19 protein-coding genes and 1 pseudogene are annotated in these 19,063 nt (G+C 46.7%); 12 read left to right on the top strand and 8 right to left on the bottom strand.

Annotated features, from left to right (window positions below; translation table 11 throughout):
* Positions 1–6: 6 nt before the first annotated feature.
* Together KG631_RS09590 and KG631_RS09585 are read left to right on the top strand one after the other, a co-directional pair.
* Complete coding sequence (locus tag KG631_RS09590) at positions 7–714, top strand: cupin domain-containing protein (RefSeq protein WP_213999223.1); 708 nt, start codon at positions 7–9, stop codon at positions 712–714.
* Positions 711–965, top strand: a complete 255-nt coding sequence (locus tag KG631_RS09585; protein WP_213999221.1) for a TIGR03643 family protein — start codon at positions 711–713, stop codon at positions 963–965. The genes KG631_RS09590 and KG631_RS09585 overlap by 4 nt, the downstream gene beginning before the upstream one ends.
* A gap of 15 nt (positions 966–980) precedes the next feature.
* On the opposite strand, the pseudogene glsB reads toward KG631_RS09585, so the two are convergent.
* Positions 981–1,918: pseudogene (gene glsB, locus KG631_RS09580) on the bottom strand (glutaminase B).
* A gap of 228 nt (positions 1,919–2,146) precedes the next feature.
* On the opposite strand from glsB, the gene KG631_RS09575 reads away from it, so the two are divergent.
* The 4 genes from KG631_RS09575 (at position 2,147) to KG631_RS09560 (ending at position 5,949) form a co-directional block, all read left to right on the top strand.
* A complete protein-coding gene (locus KG631_RS09575; RefSeq protein WP_213999219.1) occupies positions 2,147–3,040 on the top strand; it encodes a hypothetical protein in 894 nt (297 codons plus the stop codon).
* A 106-nt stretch (positions 3,041–3,146) separates the two neighbouring features.
* Complete coding sequence (locus tag KG631_RS09570; protein ID WP_213999217.1) at positions 3,147–4,073, top strand: hypothetical protein; 927 nt, start codon at positions 3,147–3,149, stop codon at positions 4,071–4,073.
* Positions 4,074–4,162: 89 nt separating this feature from the next.
* Entirely contained in the window at positions 4,163–5,416 is a 1,254-nt protein-coding gene (locus KG631_RS09565) for a hypothetical protein (protein ID WP_213999215.1), read from the top strand.
* 26 nt (positions 5,417–5,442) lie between these two features.
* The gene (locus tag KG631_RS09560) at positions 5,443–5,949 is read left to right on the top strand and encodes a YgjP-like metallopeptidase domain-containing protein (RefSeq protein ID WP_213999213.1); all 507 of its coding nucleotides are present in this window, start codon (positions 5,443–5,445) and stop codon (positions 5,947–5,949) included.
* Here KG631_RS09560 and KG631_RS09555 read toward each other — a convergent pair.
* The 3 genes from KG631_RS09555 to KG631_RS09545 all read right to left on the bottom strand — a co-directional run bounded on the left by KG631_RS09555 (position 5,946) and on the right by KG631_RS09545 (position 8,801).
* The gene (locus tag KG631_RS09555; RefSeq protein ID WP_213999211.1) at positions 5,946–7,109 is read right to left on the bottom strand and encodes an NERD domain-containing protein; all 1,164 of its coding nucleotides are present in this window, start codon (positions 7,107–7,109) and stop codon (positions 5,946–5,948) included. The genes KG631_RS09560 and KG631_RS09555 overlap by 4 nt on opposite strands.
* Before the next feature lie 173 nt (positions 7,110–7,282).
* Complete coding sequence (locus tag KG631_RS09550; RefSeq protein ID WP_213999209.1) at positions 7,283–8,035, bottom strand: DUF4097 family beta strand repeat-containing protein; 753 nt, start codon at positions 8,033–8,035, stop codon at positions 7,283–7,285.
* 178 nt (positions 8,036–8,213) lie between these two features.
* Positions 8,214–8,801 carry a hypothetical protein gene (locus tag KG631_RS09545; RefSeq protein WP_213999207.1) on the bottom strand — a complete coding sequence of 196 codons (588 nt, stop codon included), beginning with the start codon at positions 8,799–8,801 and terminating at the stop codon, positions 8,214–8,216.
* Positions 8,802–8,900: 99 nt separating this feature from the next.
* Between KG631_RS09545 and KG631_RS09540 the strand changes: the two genes are divergently transcribed.
* The 6 genes from KG631_RS09540 to KG631_RS09515 all read left to right on the top strand — a co-directional run bounded on the left by KG631_RS09540 (position 8,901) and on the right by KG631_RS09515 (position 12,593).
* Positions 8,901–9,467, top strand: coding sequence for a hypothetical protein (locus tag KG631_RS09540; RefSeq protein WP_213999205.1), 567 nt, complete (start codon positions 8,901–8,903; stop codon positions 9,465–9,467).
* A gap of 174 nt (positions 9,468–9,641) precedes the next feature.
* Complete coding sequence (locus KG631_RS09535; RefSeq protein ID WP_213999201.1) at positions 9,642–10,151, top strand: hypothetical protein; 510 nt, start codon at positions 9,642–9,644, stop codon at positions 10,149–10,151.
* Between the two features lie 15 nt (positions 10,152–10,166).
* On the top strand, positions 10,167–10,412 hold the full coding sequence (locus tag KG631_RS09530; RefSeq protein WP_213999195.1) for a Rho-binding antiterminator: 246 nt from the start codon (positions 10,167–10,169) through the stop codon (positions 10,410–10,412).
* 187 nt (positions 10,413–10,599) lie between these two features.
* Complete coding sequence (locus KG631_RS09525) at positions 10,600–11,475, top strand: hypothetical protein (RefSeq protein WP_213999188.1); 876 nt, start codon at positions 10,600–10,602, stop codon at positions 11,473–11,475.
* Positions 11,475–12,005, top strand: a complete 531-nt coding sequence (locus KG631_RS09520) for a hypothetical protein (protein WP_213999182.1) — start codon at positions 11,475–11,477, stop codon at positions 12,003–12,005. The genes KG631_RS09525 and KG631_RS09520 overlap by 1 nt, the downstream gene beginning before the upstream one ends.
* 24 nt (positions 12,006–12,029) lie before the next feature.
* Positions 12,030–12,593, top strand: coding sequence for a hypothetical protein (locus KG631_RS09515; RefSeq protein ID WP_213999180.1), 564 nt, complete (start codon positions 12,030–12,032; stop codon positions 12,591–12,593).
* A 284-nt stretch (positions 12,594–12,877) separates the two neighbouring features.
* On the opposite strand, the gene KG631_RS09510 is transcribed toward KG631_RS09515, so the two are convergent.
* The 4 genes from KG631_RS09510 to KG631_RS09495 all read right to left on the bottom strand — a co-directional run bounded on the left by KG631_RS09510 (position 12,878) and on the right by KG631_RS09495 (position 18,913).
* Positions 12,878–13,171 carry a CcdB family protein gene (locus tag KG631_RS09510; RefSeq protein WP_213999178.1) on the bottom strand — a complete coding sequence of 98 codons (294 nt, stop codon included), beginning with the start codon at positions 13,169–13,171 and terminating at the stop codon, positions 12,878–12,880.
* On the bottom strand, positions 13,171–13,401 hold the full coding sequence (locus KG631_RS09505; RefSeq protein WP_213999176.1) for a type II toxin-antitoxin system CcdA family antitoxin: 231 nt from the start codon (positions 13,399–13,401) through the stop codon (positions 13,171–13,173). The genes KG631_RS09510 and KG631_RS09505 overlap by 1 nt, the downstream gene beginning before the upstream one ends.
* Positions 13,402–13,645: 244 nt before the next feature.
* Positions 13,646–16,786 carry a TonB-dependent receptor gene (locus KG631_RS09500; RefSeq protein ID WP_213999174.1) on the bottom strand — a complete coding sequence of 1,047 codons (3,141 nt, stop codon included), beginning with the start codon at positions 16,784–16,786 and terminating at the stop codon, positions 13,646–13,648.
* Positions 16,787–17,119: 333 nt separating this feature from the next.
* Positions 17,120–18,913 carry a tetratricopeptide repeat-containing sulfotransferase family protein gene (locus KG631_RS09495; RefSeq protein WP_213999172.1) on the bottom strand — a complete coding sequence of 598 codons (1,794 nt, stop codon included), beginning with the start codon at positions 18,911–18,913 and terminating at the stop codon, positions 17,120–17,122.
* Between the last annotated feature and the right edge of the window lie 150 nt (positions 18,914–19,063).

Below are 19,063 nucleotides of genomic sequence, written 5' to 3'. Positions count from 1 at the left end.
CCGCTAATGCAGTTAAACAGCGATTTTAGTCAGCGGGTAGTAGTACTTCCGGCTGACTATAAATTTATTGCCTCGCCGCTGGCCGGTGTCAGCCGGATGATGCTGGACCGGGCGGGTGGCGAAGTGGCTCGCGCCACCAGTATTGTCCGCTACGACGCAGGCAGTGGCTATAGCAGCCACACTCACGATGGTGGTGAGGAAATTCTGGTGCTGGACGGCATATTTAGCGATGAACATGGCGATTATCCGGCAGGAACTTATTTACGCAATCCGCCCGGTACGTCACACAAGCCCTTTTCTGAAAACGGCTGTACCTTACTGGTTAAGCTATGGCAATTTGCAGCAACTGACACTCAACAACTGGCAATCAATACCCATCAGCAACAATGGCGCCCCGGTCTGGTCCCCGGCTTGTCGGTACTACCATTGCATGAACACAATGGGGTCAGTACGGCACTGGTACGCTGGGCACCGGATACCCAATTTAACCGGCATATTCATGTCGGCGGCGAGGAAATTCTGGTACTTGAAGGCTTGTTCTGCGACGAATACGGCCAATATCCTGCTGGTAGCTGGCTGCGAAGCCCCCGCTACAGCCAACATACCCCCTTTACTCAAGCTGAAGGGGCCTTAATTTACGTTAAAGTTGGTCATTTAGGCGCAGGTTTACTGGGCGATAAATTTATCCAAAGTGAACAGGCCACAGCACCATGAGCCAATATTTTAGCCAGGCGGACTTGTCGCGTATTATTGAAATGGCCTGGGAAGACCGCACGCCATTCGAGGCTATCGCGCAATTGTATGGCTTAAACGAACCCGCCGTGATTAAACTGATGCGCCGCGAACTAAAACCAGGCTCGTTCCGCCTCTGGCGGGCCAGGGTCAGCGGTCGCAATAGCAAGCACCTAAAGCTACGCAGCCCGGCTATCAGCCGGGCTTACTGTCCTACTCAATATAAACGCTGATGCGCAACAACTGAATCAGTAAACCGATAACCCCAGCTGCCCGGCCAGTTGGGTAATCATATGCATACCGCGGCAGGAGTTGCCAAAATTATTCAGCTTCGGGCTCCAGGCCGCTATAACGCCGTAATTTGGTACTATGGCGGCAATACCGCCCCGACACCACTCTTTGCCGGCAAGCCGACGGTAAACGCAAACTCGCCTGATTGATCATACATGCCACTGGTCGATAAAATGGCATTAACCCGGTGGGCATCCCGCCGGCTGCATATGCTTTGCTCATTTACCGGGTGTACGCCGCGGTTAGCTAAAAACAATAAACTAAGTGCCAGCTGTTTACAGCTCATTTCAATCGAGCATTGATAAAAATAATGGTCGAGCACATCCGGTACTTCAGCTTCAATATTGCCAAAGCTTTTCATCAGGTAAGCCAGCGCCGCATTGCGGTTGCCGTGCTCTTTCTCTGAATGATACACAGCATTATCTGCCCAAATTTGTTCGGTCATTGCCAGGCTGCGAATAAAGTTCAGGGCTGCGGCTTTACTGGCTGAGTAATGGCTGACCAGCATATCGGCCACAACCAGAGCACCGGCATTAATAAAGGGGTTGCGCGGAATGCCATGCTCCCACTCCAGCTGGACAATAGAGTTAAAAGGCTGGCCGGAGGGTTCCATATGCACCCGTTGCCACAGCGCATCACCTTTGCGGTTCATTGCCTGTACCAGGCCAAATATTTTCGAGACACTTTGAATAGAAAAACAGGTATCAGCATCACCGGCGCTATGCACCTGGCCATCAATGGTGGCCACCGCCAGGCCAATTTGATCAGGTGCTACCGCTGCCAGTGCCGGAATATAATCTGCCACTTTACCCTGTTCCGGTAACTGCCGTGCCTCTTCCAGCAAGCTTTGCAACAACAACGATAAATTAGAGGGTTGTTTAGGCGTACCTTCCATGATGCTCTCACTGGCTATGCAAAAGCAGATTGTCTCAGCTAAGTAACACTTTGCCAACCTTCGCAAGTTTTACGTCAACGCGTCAGGCAGAAAAAAACAATAGCTGCTGCAACAACGACTTAATAGCGTGGCTGAAAATAGCTCAAATTAAATCCAGCTTTAGGTTGATTTTTAAACAGCAGCTGCTTATTGTGAGGGCGTAGTAGAAGTAAAATAGATGAGGTAATAATGAAGTATACCCTCTACTGTACCCTGTTGTTATCAATAACAGCTGTGCTGTTTTCCCCGTTCACCAACGCCCAGTCCGGCAAGTGGTGTCAATCTGCAGATTCTGGTGCAACCTGTAATAGCTATGTTTCATATTTTGAAAACGGCGAAGTTTATGGCTATGGCGTTGATAACGATTCGTTTTACATCGCTACCGGTCACTGGCGCCGGCATGGCGACCAGTTCTGCCAAAATCTGACCTATAAAAACTTTGATATCGTTACCGAGTTACCTTATACCCCTGACGATCAGAATATCTGCAATAAAGTACTGGAGCAGAACGATAGCCGGGTAACAGTGCAAACGGAAGATGGTGGGGTTAAACACTTCTACCGGATCAGTAACACCCCCGATCACAGTATGACACCGGCTCCAAGCCACCTGGCGGACAACACCGCTAAAGTGAAGCCGGGCTTACTGGCGCTGAATGTGCCACCGGGTAAATTCGGGCTTTACCCGTTACCGCTGGAAATGGCGCCGGCCAGTGTCAGTTTCAATATGTCGCTTACGCCACTGGCGTCAGAGGATAAAAATGTAACCGCTTATGCCCATGTGCAAATTGGCGATCCGGACAATGACTATCTACGGGTATCATTACTGCAGCCCAAAGCAGCCGACACGGCGCTATTGCTGATTGAATACATCATGCCGGGCTACAAACCGTTTCGTAAAGCACTGGCCAGCGATATAGTTCCGGGTGAGCCGGTACTCATTCATTTAGCCTGGTTACCGGACGGCACTACTACCATAGGTTATAAAGACCAGACGGTGCAGTACGAGCTGCCACTGGAGCAATGGCAAAGTTACTTTATGGCGTCTAATACCCAAGCGACGTTTCAGCGCCTGCCTGATTGAGAACCGCAGAAGGTAATAAGTGCTTATAAATAACAAACACTTTCAGAATCAGTTTTTCAGGTTGCTATAGGATTAATTACTTATTATCTTTTAACTAAGATACTTCATGGATGAGCCCTCTGGTTTGAAAAACATTTTTGCTTGCATGCTGTTATTAACAGCAGAGACGCTTCTGGCTGACAGCCGGATCGGTAAATGGTGCGAATCTGATGATGATGGCGAAAGCTGTCATGGATATGTGTCCTATTTTTCAAACGGTGATGTTTATGCGTATGGAGTTTTTGAGGATATACTTTACATCGCTACCGGCGACTGGCGGCAAACTGAGAAACAATCTTGTCTTAATCTGATCTACACAATTTTTGATGTTTCAACCGAGCAGCCTTACCCTATAGATGAATACAACTTTTGCAATGAAGTAATAGCAATCAGCGCCGATACTTTTCGTTATCGTACTGAAACGGGTAGTATCGAAACGATGTACAGAGTCAGTGATAAAGCAGACCACAGCATGTCTCCATTGCCTCAGTATTTGGTTGATAACGCGGGTCAAGTCAAACCAGCCAAACTATCTTTGGACGTTCCTCAAGGCAAGTACGGACTTTATCCACTGCCACTACAACTGGCCCCGGCTAATTTAAGCTTCGTGCTATCACTTAATGCCAGCACACCACCTAACAATATCACCCGGGAAGACGAACTCCATAAATGGCTACCCTATACCTATGTCCAGTGGGGTGATCCTGATAATACTCATATGCGTGTGTCACTACATCTGCCACCAGAGAGCAACGGTCGGATCATACTGATGCTGGAATATCATCAACCAGGGCAACAGCCGTTCAAAAGACTCATAGCTGATGATATTGCTAGTGGCGAGCAGGTATTAATTCAGTTGGCCTGGCAACCAGATGGTACTACCACCTTAAGCTATAAAGACCAGACCTTGCAGTACCAGCTGCCGTTGCAGCAATGGCAAAGTTATTTTATGGCATCCAATACCAAAGCAACCTTTCAGCGGCTGGCGAATTGATCGTCGAACAATAACAATCAAAAAATATGGTCCTAATCATGGTTATGCTAATGTTTGCTCTATTTCGCCACTAAGCTTTAAGGATGATGATGCTGCGATCAATAAGTGCAATTCTGGTTTTGTTGCTACTGTATTTTTCGTATCAGTTATTCCGGGATGATCCACTGCTACCAGAAGCCCAACAATGGCTGGAAGTTACTAGTCAACAACCCGATTTAGATAACAACGCGATTATCTATCTGCTGGGCTTAAACCAGACCGGGGCCAATTACGCTGATGCTTTGCAACGTTATCAGCAAGCCCTGCAGGAAAAAACGTATCAAAGCAGCCCGATATACTACCCCGGACTACCGGGTTTAAAGACTTTAGACTTAGCAACCTTAGATTGTCAGCTGGCAATGCCAGATTGTCAGCAACTAATGCTGACTCTGCGCTCGGAAACTGAGGAAGCAATTAAACAATATCAGGCCAGCCTTGATGCATTTTATCAGCTGGCAAACTTCAGTAACTTTGCCAATTTAGACACTTTTATCAGCGAACCCGAAATTGAAGAGCTAAACAGGCTTTATCGGTTGGCAGCATACGAAATCTATTACTTAATTACTGACAATAAGCTGGATAAAGCTGCTTCAAAACTCGCGGCATTACTGAAAATTGAGCGGTCATTAATGCATAATAGCGCAGAAATGATCCTCCACGTGTTACCTATTGTTCATACCGAATCTTTATATCAGCCATTGATCGTAAAATTACATCAGGCAGGTTTCACAGAATGGGCTGTTTTCGATACTGCTCTAGCGCCTTTATCAAACACAGAACGATTAATGAATGTTGTCTGGCAGTATGAATTTGCGAATCAGGTGAATGCTATCCAAAATGCCCTTCAGGCACAAAATAACAACAATCTGAGTTATAAACCGAATATGACAGTTAATGTCCTTGCGAAATATTACCAACCATACATGCTAAGCGAAGATATTGCCCCAATGACATTACTTGCCGCCATAGAAAAGTCTGAGGAGCAAATAAAAGCGTTTAATGAAAAAGCAAAACTGGCCTCGCAGCAATGGCGTCACATGCTCTACAATTATCGTAATATTGTTGGATCTTTACTGGCTTATACCGCGACAGCTCGCTTTATTGAAATATTGACACCAAAACTTGAAATGGATCTGCGATTAAATTTACTTCATGCCATGGTGCATACAGCTTCAGCAGCTGATTTGAATACTGAACAATATCGCAACCCATACACCGGCGCCCCACCTTACCAGACAGACGGAAAGCTTTGTCATAAGCTGGAACAGGAAATCTGTGTGCCCTGGCCGCATGGCCAACAATAAACATTCACATCAACTGAGTAGTAAGCATGCAAGACCTGGTCTACCTTCGTCACTACTCTGATAGCCTGCAACAGCAGGTACGTCAGTTGCTGGTTGAAGATAAGCTGGCGGGCGTTTTACAACAACGCTACCCGCAACAGAGTCACCAGGTGCAAACCGATAAGGCTTTGTATGAGTTAACTATGGCATTAAAACGGCAATGGCTGAAAAGCAGCGAGCCACTGAGCAAGGTGGTGTTTGACCCGAAAATTCATGTCATTAACAATGCCCTGGGCACCCATAGCCAAATTAGCCGGGTGCAGGGCGGTAAATTAAAAAGTAAAAATGAGATAAGAATTGCAGCACTGTTAAAGCAATTGCCGTTGCCATTATTGCAAATGGTGGTGGTGCATGAACTGGCACACTTAAAGGAAAAAGACCACAACAAAGCCTTTTACAAACTGTGCCTGCATATGGAGCCGGCGTATCATCAGCTGGAGCTGGATTTACGCTTATATCTCACTTTACTGGAACAGCCGGGCCAAAGCGCTTAATTGGCGGTACTGGCCTGGCGCAATAACGCCGCAAACCGATTCAGCTGCTCATCGTCAAAACATGGCTCGTCAAATTTTTTCAGATAAGTCGGCGCCGTATCAAGATAGGTTACGTTTGCCGGCATCTCGGTTTTAAACTGGGCAAGCCGGCTAAAGGCAATAACCGAATGCACATGTTGCGCTAAAGGGGTGCCTTGCAGCTCTAAGTGATGCTTTATCGCTTCAACATGCTTAAAATTCTGATGTAACGGGTTCATAAACTGCTTTTTAGTACCAAAATACTGGCGCAACCAATTCGCCTCGGCTACTTCACCAAAAATACTGCCACGATACCCTTTCACCATAATGACAAAAATACCAAAGGGACTCAGCACCAGATGGTCTACTACCACCAGTTCTTCTTTGGCGGTCAGCAACTTCAGCTTGCGGAAATGGCGGTAGCCGCGGGCCAGACGCCAGCGCAGTAGCCGGTTTAATTTATACTCAGCAAAAATGCCTTTAAAACCCGGCAGGTTAAGGCCAAGCCAGTTGGTCAGTAGAAATACTGCCAGTAAAAAGGCGAAAATATTGGCAATAATCAGTGGCAGATTAGTCAGCAGCGTATTTAACAGGTTATCCGGCTGCCACCAGTCGCCAGCCAACGTTGGACTATCTGTCGGTATAACAACAGGCACAGGTAACATGTTTACCGGCAGATCGTCGGTCGCAGCCACTGCGGGCTCTGGTTCTGCCGGCTTCTCTTCTGCAGGTTCAGCTTGCAGCAGTTGCTCAGCTACTGCCGCTGGCGAGGCGACGGGCAATGCTGGCACCGTTGTCTCAGGCTGCGTTGTCCCGGCAGCAGAATCAGCAGAATTTAGCGGCGTTGGCGGAGTAATCTCTGTTACTGTGGTTTCCTGCTGCGTCTCTGGTTCAACTGGCTTCACCACCACGGGCTCAGGTTGCCGGGGTGCAGGCTTAGCGGGTACCGGCCGTTTTGGCTTATTGCAATTTCTATCATATTCGCTTTTGGCATTACGATAACTGCTGCTTTGCGGTATATGACTGAAACGTTGAACCTGCTGGTCCAGCAAAATACAGGCACCTTCTGAATACTGTTGCTGGCCCAAGGCCTGAACAGCTGTCAGCAATAACAGCGGTAAAAAATATCGCATCCAGCGCATAACGTGTCTCATCGTAATTGTTAACTGATGCTAGCAAGGGAATCATAATGCAGCAATAGCTGATTTATCCGGAAGGGGTTTACTGTTGGTAATTCATATCATTAGTCATTAAAACAACAGGGACCGGCTATGCGGCGAGCCGCCGCCAGTCCCTGCCTGTTTGCGTAGCCAGCTTAGTCGTTAATATTTACCGGGCCATTAATGGCATTTATTTTCAAGCCCCCCGAGCCGCTGTCCAGTATCGTCAGACCACCGGCACCATTAACATTAATATCGCCCGAGCCATCATCAATGGTCACCACACCGCCAATATCGCTGATGTTTAAATCTCCCGAGCCATCTTCAACGGTTACTCTGCCCTGTACCTGACGTATATCAGTATCGCCCGAGCCGTCCTCAACCACCAATGAGCCACTCAGCTGGCTGATAAATAAATTGCCAGAGCCATCGGTAATATTGGCATTGTTGCCACCCTGGATCCGCAAGGTTCCCGAACCGTCTTCAATAGTCAGATCGCCGGTAAGGCCGCGAATATCGGTATCGCCAGAACCCTCATCCAGGGTCAGCGCCAGGCGGGCCGGCACCTTCACCACCACATCGATATAAGGGCTGTTGCCATTGTACACACCACTGGCAAAACCGGCTTCCAGCACCGCATCGTTGCCACGGCGGACCAGCGATAAACGAATATCTTCACTGTCGTAATAATGAATGCTGGCTTGCAGCTCAATAAGCTCCCGCCCCTCTTCGCCGATTATCTCCAACTTACCGGCACCGGTGTCAGCCACTAACTGACTGATATCAGCGCCACTTAGGCTAAGGCTGCGTTCTTCATGCAACCTGTCGCCGGCATGGCCATTGCCAACATAGATCACACAACCACTTAACAGCACCGCGGCTGTGATACTGAGTATTTCGCTTTTCATATTGCGTCCTTTTTTCATTGTTATACCAAGCTTCTCGCGGGCCACTGAAGCAAAATAAATGCCTGAATTAAATTAATTTTAATATTCAATATGTTAGACTGAAACCACTCACCAGGCATGTAGCAAAACGCACTACTATCTGGTGAATTTGGCTAATTAAAAGCCGTCAGCCGAAGGCTTAACGGAACTGAAACCAGAGCCAGCCAATCACCAGCAACAATAATACCGCGCCGATCTGTTTTGAATAGCGCTGCCACAGTTGCAGTGCCTTGTCGCCGGCAAAATGCACCAGCAGGGCCAGGCCATAGTAGCGAGTGGAGCGCGAGATACCGACGGCCAGCAAAAAAAGTAGAAACGAATAACCAGTGGCACCAGCGGCGAGCATGGCAATTTGCAACGGTGTCGGAGTAATACCTACCGCCAGGATCGCTTTAAAACCATTGTCTTCAATTTCGCTGCTGAAGCTGTCATACGCTTCAGCGCCACCAAAAAAACTAATCAGGGTATCACCCCACTGCTCCATGGCCAGCACGCCCAGCCAGTAACCCAATGCTGCAGCAGTCAGATTACCGGCCAGCGCCACGGTGGCAATGGTCCAGCGCCGGCGGGCCTGGCTTAGCATCCACGGAATTAAAATGGCTTCAATCGGTATTGGGATGATCAGCGTTTCCGCCATCGACAGCATAAATAACAACGGCAGGGCATAGGAAGAACGGTCTAGCCGGTCCAGCCAGGTTTGGGCTGCCAGGGGATTATGTTTAGTCATCGTATCGCATCCGCCTCCTGCTATGGTGGTTTTTTGTACTTTATATTGCCTTTAAATTACGATAAATTAACATTTTTAGCAGCCGTTGCGGGACTAAATATGCATAATTTAATTAAAACCACCCTACTGGTAACCGGCATAGTGGCTTTCAGCTGTCAGGCTGCCAGCGTAATTACCCTGGAGAATCTGGACCGCTACCACGCCAGCTTTCCAGCTATCCACCAACTGGAACAGCAAGTTGAAAGAGAGCTGAGTGACTGGCAGCCACGGGCACACTGCAACTGGCAGCAACACTATCAGTCTATTCAACAGGCAGAACACTCTGCCGACTTTACCTCCCGGTTTGAGGCAATAATAAACCAACATGGCTTCAAATCGGGGGCGCAATATACCGAGCTTAGTGCCAAAATCACCCTGCCCTGGCTGGAAGAGGTTATTGCAATCTACAATCAGCAATTGCAAAACAACCCAGGCCGCTCAGCAGAACTGCAGCAGGACTTTACTCAGCAGTTAGCAATGCTTACACAAACCCGGGAGATCATTTTGTCCTGCCTGAGCGATGACGATAAAGCAGCATTAAAACAACACCAGCAAAAAATTACTGACATTATGACAACCATGCTCCAGCTCGATCAGGGGGATGACGAACAGGTTGACGAGCAATAAGCAGCCAGAACCATTTGCGTCAGGTTGTCAGTACACTAAAGGCAAACACGGTTGAAGATGGAGTCACTCACAAACAGAGACTGACAGTATGGCGAAAGTGATTTTTGTAAGCTATAGGTATGAGCATTCTGCAGTTGTTTCTTTATTGTTTGCATGCTTCTGAACGAGGTGGTTATGTATATCCCAAAATGGCTGCTTTCCGTGTTTATCATCCTGTTTTTATTGCTATTAAGTTGGACCTGGGCGCTGGTTATGCAGCGCAACCCACTGCCTTTTCCCGATCCGGGATCGCGTGTTTTTTCCACCCCCAGCGTTGAAGCCAAAGCAGCAGTAGTCGATTTACTGGCCTTGCACGGCATCGTTGAGCGTTTTCAGGCAAACAGCGATGGGGTGTTGCGCTCTATTATGTGGGACGGCACCATTATTAATCACCCCACTGCTGATGTGCTGAAAAAAGTAGCTAATGCCAGTTCCAGTATTGGCATAGTGGTAACCGATCCGGTGCAAAGTGCCGAAGCCGCAGCCATATTTTTACGCCAGAGAGGCTTTCAGGCTGAGGTGGTGCTGGATGTCGAACCGACCTTACCCATCGCCTTTGTGGTTACCGATGCGTTAAGCGGCACCGTACTGAATTTTCGTAAACATATAATCCACCTGCCCAAACCCGACAGCCTGAGTAACTAACAATATGAGGTTGTAATGCTTAACTGCGATCTACATGATTATGTGGAAATTGTCTGCCTGTACCATTACCCGCTTAAACTAACCCTAAGCTCCGGCGAAATAGTTACCGGTACAGCAGACACCACCAGCTACAACGACCAGCGACAGGAATGCCTGGTGATTATACATGCAGATACCAAGCGACTGGTGCTGCTGGACGATATTGTGCTGCTGCAGGTAACAGTGGCTAACCCGCATGTAAAGCATGTGAGGTTTAGGTAGGCAGCCGGTTGGAGAACGGCCAACCAACATTTTATTGAGCATTCGGGGTGCTAAAGAAAGACGAGCCCCTTACCCCCTCGGACACAAATTAATTAACATAAAAAGTTAAATGTAAATTTAGTTTGAACAAATAAGATGTCGCGTTTAGAATCCTTTAGATAATGTATGCCTATCATAAGGAATTTTTATGCTGACGGATCAACAGAAACGTTGTATGCAACGGGTGATTCAAGAAAACCAACACGAGGTTTGTGTTATTTCACCGGAAATGATGGATGAAATTGTAAATAGCCAGGCAGCAAGGGAAAATACTCAGCCCAAATCTTTGTGGGAACAAATAAAGGGTAGTATTGAGTTCGGCGCTAACTACCTCGCCTTAGGTGGAGATATGACTAAACTGGCGCAGCTCGGTTATGCTTTAGGAGGACTGGGGCAGGCCTATGTTAAATCATACAATGGCAAATCCTACATAATTCTCAAAGGCCACGCCGGGTTACGCAGAATACTTACCGGCACCCGCTATCTGGCAAATAATACTCAGGTAATGGCCCTGGGTTTAGGTAAGCATGCTGCACAAGCCGCTGTCAGATCGGGGGGAATTCTCACCGTTGTCCTGGTTGGCGCTTACCGAATCGCCGATTTCTTTTTAAGCGACGAGGCTACATTAACTCAGCTGATTGGCTACTTAGCCGTTGATGTTGTAAAAGTCGCAATTACCGCAGGTGTAGCCTGGGGCGCTATTGCGGTGGGCGCAGCCATAGGTATTGCGGTAGGCCCTATAGCTGCTGTGGTGCTAGTAGGTTTAGCATTAACTCCAGCCCTTAACTATTTAGATGAACGCTTTGGCATATCAGATAAAGTTGTCAGAGGATTAGAAGAGCTTTCTGAAAGATCACAGAATTACGCTCAACAGTTGCGCCGGGATTTACAGAACAGAGCATCACAAACTGCGTCACGTGCAGCAAAACCAGTGCTTGACTACATTGTTGATTCTGCGCGAAGAATTATTATTGATGCCGCTAAACATCAATTAGATCGCTTCCTATCACCAAGGTTGTATTAATGCAAAAAGATGAGAACGAACTGGCACCGTGGCAACTTGCCATGGGTTTGGCGTTGTTTGCACTGCTAACTGCTTTTGGCTTTGGCTACTTTGGGTACTACCTTCTGGTTTTACTAAATGGGCTGCTTGCTGATGCCGCAGCAGTAACTATAAACAAAGGTGCCTTTTACTGTTTAGGCGCAGCATTAATTGGCAGCATGTTATTGTATTTTGGCGGGCGCAAATTGCAGGGTAAAGCTGTAACGGCAAGGCAAAATAAGCAGGCGAGTCGGGTATTTTTTATCGGGCTGGGCCTGGCGATAATTTTGCCGCAACTTATTCACTTCCCTTCGGCCAGTTACCTGCAAGCACAGGGTTATAGCGAATGTGAGTTGCAATCACGTCAGTGGTTACACGATAAGGTAATGGTTTATACCAATACCCCAGAGCATTGCATTGAACTGGCGCGCGCCGACTGTGCGGAGTCTCCCGACCGACAAAAATGTCGGTTATTGCCACAGTTCAATACCAATAACCCTGTATCTGGTTAGTCGGTTAGATTTAAGCAGTTGCAAATGACTATTAACAAACCCAAAGCAGTTTCATACGGCATTGGCATTGCCGCCTTCTGCAGTTTGCTGGCGCTGGTATTGTTTTGGATGCTACAAAGCGACTGGGCCAGCCAACGTGATTTATTAATAAGTGACCAGCAACTTATTGTCATTAGCTATTCGTCAGGCTATATCCCTGGAGTAATTGCCGGCCTGGCAACACTTGCAGTGCTGTTTCTCGCACTGACATTGTTGTTGTTTGCTGGTAGTAAAGGCCAACAATACAAAAGCGGCATTATTAAATTCTGCACTGTTGCGATTTTACTAAGTTTGGTTGGTGTATTTGCGGGGAAAATGTTTTTTAGCAAAGGCTGGGATAACCAGGCAAAGCAGCAAGGTTATCAACCTTGTCCTGCCGGCACATTATTATCCAATCGCCTGACTTACACAGCCTGGGTGAAAAGTGAAACGTTGTGCTATAGCCCGGAAATCAGGCGTGTTATCAGCCGAGGTACGCCCGAGGAAACGCAACAAGTGGAACGGATGCTCCAAATCCAGTTAAAGCGACAATATGACAAACAGCAATGAAATATCAGCTAAAGAACCACATTTTCAGAAAATCTATCGGATTGCTTGTCTTAGCATCACTTGCCATGCTTTCTACCACCACCGCACGTGCCAGCATCACAGAACTGGAGCTTAGCTGTAACCTGATCCCGCTGGATTCAGGTTGGAGCTGCTGCATTATGACGATAAAGCTGAGCCGTATCCCTCTGGGCAATTGGTATTTGAATGCTGGCAATTTGAGTAACAGCGGGGGTTTTTAGCCCGGCAGCAGATTTACGGCGTTTGCACAGCAAAACTGGCAATTGTCAGAAACCGTCAATCAGTAGATCCAGGCCAGCTTTAATTTGTTGCCGATACTGCTGCAAAGTTATATCAGTAGTTTTTAAACGTTTAGTAGAAACAGTTGCAATATCAAGCAAATCGATAAAGTAAGCTTGCTCGTAAATCCGCACCGGAAGATGAAATGGGGTCAGCAGAGCCTGTGTATTCTTCGGCTTAATTACTGCTACCAACAAAGCATCAATCTCATGAAACAGGGTATTAGTAAGCACTACCACCAGCTGCTGATCGATACGGGCAACGCCAAATTGCTGCAGCACTAGATCTGCCCTAGCCGCTCAGCAAAGGTACCATGCTCTGCAATTTGTTGGTTATAAGTTGCGATGGCATCGGCACTCTGTGCCCGCCATAAATCTGCTTTCGCTTGACTCACTGCATCACGCAATGCCTGTTCCAGAACAACAGATGGGCTGATCTTCAGCGCCTTAGCCTCAGCCAGCAAAGCTGCATCGACAGAGGTATTACAAGCCGCTTTGGTATTCTGGCTCATGGCAAGCTCCAACCAGGTTAACTCGATTTACATTGCACAGAAGTATAGCGCAGATTTCTTGCGTATAAAAATTGCGCATAACAATCCCTTTCATTGATTCAAGTTAGGAAACCATGCAACTTTAAAGAAACAAAAGTTGAAGTACGACGTAAATCGATGAAGGAGAGTAAGATGCATGAGGCACTATGTACCTCATGCATCTATTTTCAACGCTATAATTTCACGTTAATTTTACGTGTTCACCTTACATGGTGTAATTAACACCCAAGAAGAATGTTCTTCCTCTGGGGCCAACAGGCCACGCTTCTTGTGTAACAAACGGTGATTTATCAGCGACGTTATTGATACCGCCAAATATCACGATATCATCGCTGTATGTATAGCTTGCATTAATATCGTGGATCACTGTACTGCCAAAGAAGCCATTACCCGGTTGGCCATATAACGGCGCATTGCCGTTAATGCCTAGTGAGCTTTCGACAGTGCCATAAGCTTGACGGCTCTGATAGGTGGTCTGCCAAGCAACATTGACGTCGCCACGTGTCCAGCTTAACTCAAGATTGCCCGAGGTTTTCGGAACCTGAATTTCTTCCAGAACGACGTTCACATCGTTCGGGTCGAGTGGATTGAAAAAGCGATTAAGCGATTCTTGTCGTGTACCCACTAAAGTGATACCAAAATCATTCTCTGCAACACTAAATTGATAGTTAACAGAAAAATCAATACCGTCGGCTTCAACACGTGCGAAATTCGAATCACCGGTAGTAAGGTCGTTTAAACCACCGTCAGCGCGTCGTGAGAATTGGTCACAGAAGCCTAGTGCAGGGAAGTTTTCTGAATCATAGCAACCATTGAGGATTTCTGCTGCGCCAACAGCCGCAATCGCATCTTCAATTTTCACATCCCAATAATCTAGCGTGACAGTAAGTCCTTCAATAAATGTCGGTCTAAATACTGCACCCAGAGTTATTGTCTCAGCTGTTTCAACATCCAGATCCGGATTACCGCCTTCAGTACCTGAGAAGCGAGCAGTCAGAGGGTTGAGCCAGATATAATTGCCGTCAGCATCAAGAATATCTTCGGTCGGTACACCTAAGGCTTGTAAATCTGCCACACAGTTTGCTTGTCTGAATGAGGTGCCTGCAGCGATGTTATTAGGATCACATGGATCTGTATTCAAGTTAATGGTGATTGGGAGTTGCGGATCGAACAATTCAGTAATGTTTGGTGCTCTTACAGCTTCCGAAATAGTACCGCGAATGTTTAAGCTCTGTACTGGGCTATAGGAGAAACCGAATTTCCAAGTTGTTGCCTGACCCAGAGTTGAGTAGTCGGCGACTCTGACTGCACCATCAACCGTAAACTCATAGGCAAATTCACGATCGAAAAATATCGGTAATCTGACTTCAAGGAACGCATCGATAACATCATATTTACCGGCGGTATTAAACTGTTTGACGTTGTCTATACCCGTGAGAAAGTTTAACCACGGCGATACATCGCTCACTAATGCCCCAGGGGTAAATGAAGTACCTTGCGGTAAAATGCCTAGCTCTAGCGGATCCAGACGGTTGTCACTGGATTCTTCGCGATATTCAAGGCCGGTTGCATAACCAATCGCACCATCAAGGAAACTTTCAAACACTTCAAATTGGCCGACACCGGTAAGTGAAATCACCGTTTGTTCAATCGTTAGTTGGTCTTGCTTGCGCGCAGTAATAAAGTCTTTCGCTGCTTGACTGATTGCACCCGCACCAAATGGATTTAATGGCGCACACTGACCATCGCCAGGTGTAAAGGTATAGTAGCGATCACTGAAGAAGTTACCGTCTGCATAGTTCACATTAAAGGCAAAATAGTCAATCTCGTAGGCTGCGTTCGGGTCGAGGTCAGAACGACAAACGGCTACGCCATTAGGGCCCATCACAGCGTCCATCGAAGCAAAAACCCTGTCCGTCATTTGGTCTGAGTAATCGGTGGTGTTTTTAAACCGACCGTGGTTAACCACAAATTCCAGTGAGTGATCTAAATGATAGTACCATTCCAGACCCGCAACAAAGCGCGTGGTTTCGCGGGTATAATTGGTTTCATCATCATCCCAGGTATAAGCATCTTGGGTAAGCAGTAACCCACCGGTTTGGTCCACAACCGGTTGTAATTGAGTGGGTATAAACGGGTTATCTGCTTGAATGAATAGCGTATCGTAGTATGAGTCATATTCTTCATAGAATGCGGTTTCAGCTTTAACGTATTTAGCTTCAAAAAACGCATTAAGGTCATCAGTTAGCTGATAGTTACCATTCAGGTTAACCACGGCCTTGTCTGTGGTTGGCATCAAGGTATCATTATCGAAGTTAAACTTCGCGCCATCACCACCGCTGCTTAATAAGCCATCGTAGATTGGACCGTCCTGATTGACCCGAATGCTGCCATCGGGGTTAGTTAACCAACAACCCGCCAGGAAGCTGGCTCTGCCACCTTGTGATTCCTGGCAGTCAGGAATGCCGTTATTATTGATATCGACATAGAGTACATCTCTACCACCAAAAGTCGGTGCGATCGAACCGTCATTAGACGATAGCCAGTAGCGCACGTCAGTTGCTAAGATACGTTGTGGGCTGTTGGGGTCATTTTCATCGTAATCTGGATTTGGTACTACGGCACCTAAACCGTTATTGCGCGACCAGCTGCGGTCGCCATGCAAAAGCTCTTCTTCTTTCTCGAGCGAAAGGGTTAATACAATATTGCCTTTATCATTATTAAAATTCTGACCAAATGCGCCGTCGAACGCGAAAGAGGAGCCACCGGCTTCTTCAGGTACCGCACCAACGACATTTAACTGAACACCTTCAAAATCATCTTTTAGAATAAAGTTAACTACGCCGGTTACCGCGTCTGCGCCATAAACCGCTGAAGCACCACCGGTAGTTACTTCCACACGTTCTACAAGAGCTCTGGGAATAGTGCCGACATCAACCGCTGAGGTGCCGCGGAAACCAGCTACATGACGACGACCATTGACCAGGGTTAGCGTCCGTGCGCTACCTAAGCCACGTAAATTGAGGGCGTTTGCACCTGTGTCAGTATTCTCTGCGGTAGTTGACGATATGAGTGCCGGGATGTCGTTAACAATGTCTGCCAGGTTCAGTTCACCAGAGCGGGCAATATCTTTACTATCAAGTGATTGCATGGGTACTGAAGACATCACATTCGGGTCAGATGGAATGCGAGAACCGGTAATGTTGATCACTTCAACCGCTTTCTCTTTTTCTTCCTGGGTTTCTTGGGCGTGCGCGATACCAGCCGTTATCATCCCCAATGTAGTTGCAATACATAATGATATCGCTGAACGCGCAAAGCGGGGTGGATTAAAGTGCTTATTCATGTGCTGCTCCTGAATTCCGCTGTAATAAGTTTTCTTCTTATTCTTAATCTTTTTTATTTTTGTTTATGTTTTGTTTAAACGATTATTAAAATGCTCAATGTTACAAACCATGTAAGCATGTTCTATGCCACCAGTGCCAATCGCAGTGCAGAGCAGATTAAAGCCACAAATCATCGGTTCAATAACAAAGACCATCACCATATCAGTGCAATTAGACGCTCAAAAATAGTGCAAAAAGTCTTTCACCAAGGCGAGTAGCTTAGTTAATTTAATATTGAGTCGTAAATATTTGATTTGATGCAATGCCGCTGAGTATTACAGGGGAAGGGGTAATTAATGCTTGTTGTCCGCGTCTGTGCCATTTTTGTTGAATATATCAATTAAATCAGCTAGTTGATCTTCCACTTTTCGCCACGCTCCAATGCCCTGGCGGTTTAACGGCTTACGCACTTGTTCGCTACTTGCTGTATGAATATTTCTTTTTATTTTGTGAAAAGATAAGCATTTTCGCTCAAACGGCACACCAAGTTTGGCTAACAATTTACGTACTTCGGCCTCGGGATCATTTACCAGGGATTCATATTCGAGCTTGTAAACCTTTGACGGTATTGCATTGTCCCAATGATCCATGAGCTTAACGTAGGCATTGTAGGCTGCAGCAATGTGGCTGAGGTTATAACTAAAATCTACGCCAGAATGAAAGTACTGCTTGTAAAGACTAAAACCACAATCCAATGGATTACGTCGAACGTCAATCACCATGGCATGGGGCAAAATCTTGTGAATAAAGCCGACTAATCGAAAGTTAAAGGGTTGCTTATCAATGAAAAACGAAGCGCTGCCAGTTCGGAAAAGTGCACTGTCCTCTAAGTAAGCGTTACCTAATTGGGACAGTTCTTCGGGACTCAGTTCGTCCAATGCTTGGGGTAAAGGTACGCCATAGCGCTGCATACACAGGGTTTGCGCTCGGCTCTCTATAATCGGCAAGGTCGGTTGCTCTAATGTTGCTTCGATAGCACTATGACTAGCCAGAATTTGTTCCACCAATGTAGAGCCTGAGCGCGGCAAGCCAACAATAAAGATAGGCGTAATGCGCTTTGTTACGCTATTTGCTTGTACACACAAATTCTTTGTTGTGTAGGTATTGGTGCGCGCATTAAATTCGTTTTCTAACAGGCTTGGTTCATAGTATTCAGACACGCCCAAAGCATTGGCTTGATGGTAATACGACATCATTTGTGTTGGACTCGACTGGCCTTCACTTGCTTTCGCTAATGCGAAGGCTGCGATGCAACGCTTTCGTTTGTCGAGATGCGTTGCGGCGACTATTTTGTTAATGTCTGCGCGCTCTATATCGGAAAACGCATAGTCTTTCATATCAGCCAAAGCCCACCATGCATCGGCATTGAATGGGTCGGCGACAAGACTGGCTTTCAACGCCGCGATCGATTCAGTTTTGTTGCCGATGATACGCAGAGCCTGGCCTTTGATGAGATCAATTTGACTTGCGCGTTGCGCGCTTTGGCCAACATAGCGGCGAGCGCGTTCGCACGCATCGAGCAAGTTGTCATACTGACCGTATTTAAGTAAGAGTCCAATTAAAGTCCACAGTGATTCAAACGTTTCATCTAAGACAACTAGCATGTTTGCCGCTTGTATTGCTTTACTAAAGTATCCGGCCGACGCATAGCTATTGGTTAGCATATTTTGCAAGGTTAGATCTGCAGGATTAAAACTGATCGCACTTTCCAGCAAAGAAACACTGCGTTCGGGGTCATGTTGTTTAGTCGCAATGTGCGCCAGTGTGCAAATCGCTCTGGGGTGCGCAGGATACTTGGCTAGCATCGTATTGGCAATTTGCGTTGCCTCACTGAAGGCTAGCTGCTGTAGCAAATTTTGAATTTGTTGAAAGCTTTGTATTAGCGGATCGATACTCTGAGCATGAACACTGGCTTGCACGGCTTGTTTCAAATCGCCAACTTCAAACAAACATCTACTCAGCAGTAACCAGGCTTGATATGAATCAGGTTGTTCGCTTATCAAAGCTCTGAGCGTGACTATGGCATTATTGAAGTTTTCTGCTTCTATCAGCTTTATTGATTCACTTAGTGTTGCTTGTTCATGCATAGAGCGATTATTTCCAACGTGTTTGAGTCGTGTTGAATATTAACCACTGGTAAATTGAGAGCAAGTCAAATATGACGTCAATACCTTCGTCTGTTAGCTTAGAATTACTCAAATTCTATGATATTAGCGCTGGCAGCATGCTGGGTTTAT

Origin of the sequence: Arsukibacterium sp., from assembly GCF_018402695.1 — a bacterium.
Taxonomy (GTDB): Bacteria; Pseudomonadota; Gammaproteobacteria; order Enterobacterales; family Alteromonadaceae; genus Alishewanella.
The sequence above is the reverse complement of the archived record's forward strand: the minus strand, read 5'-3'. Positions and strand labels throughout refer to the sequence as shown.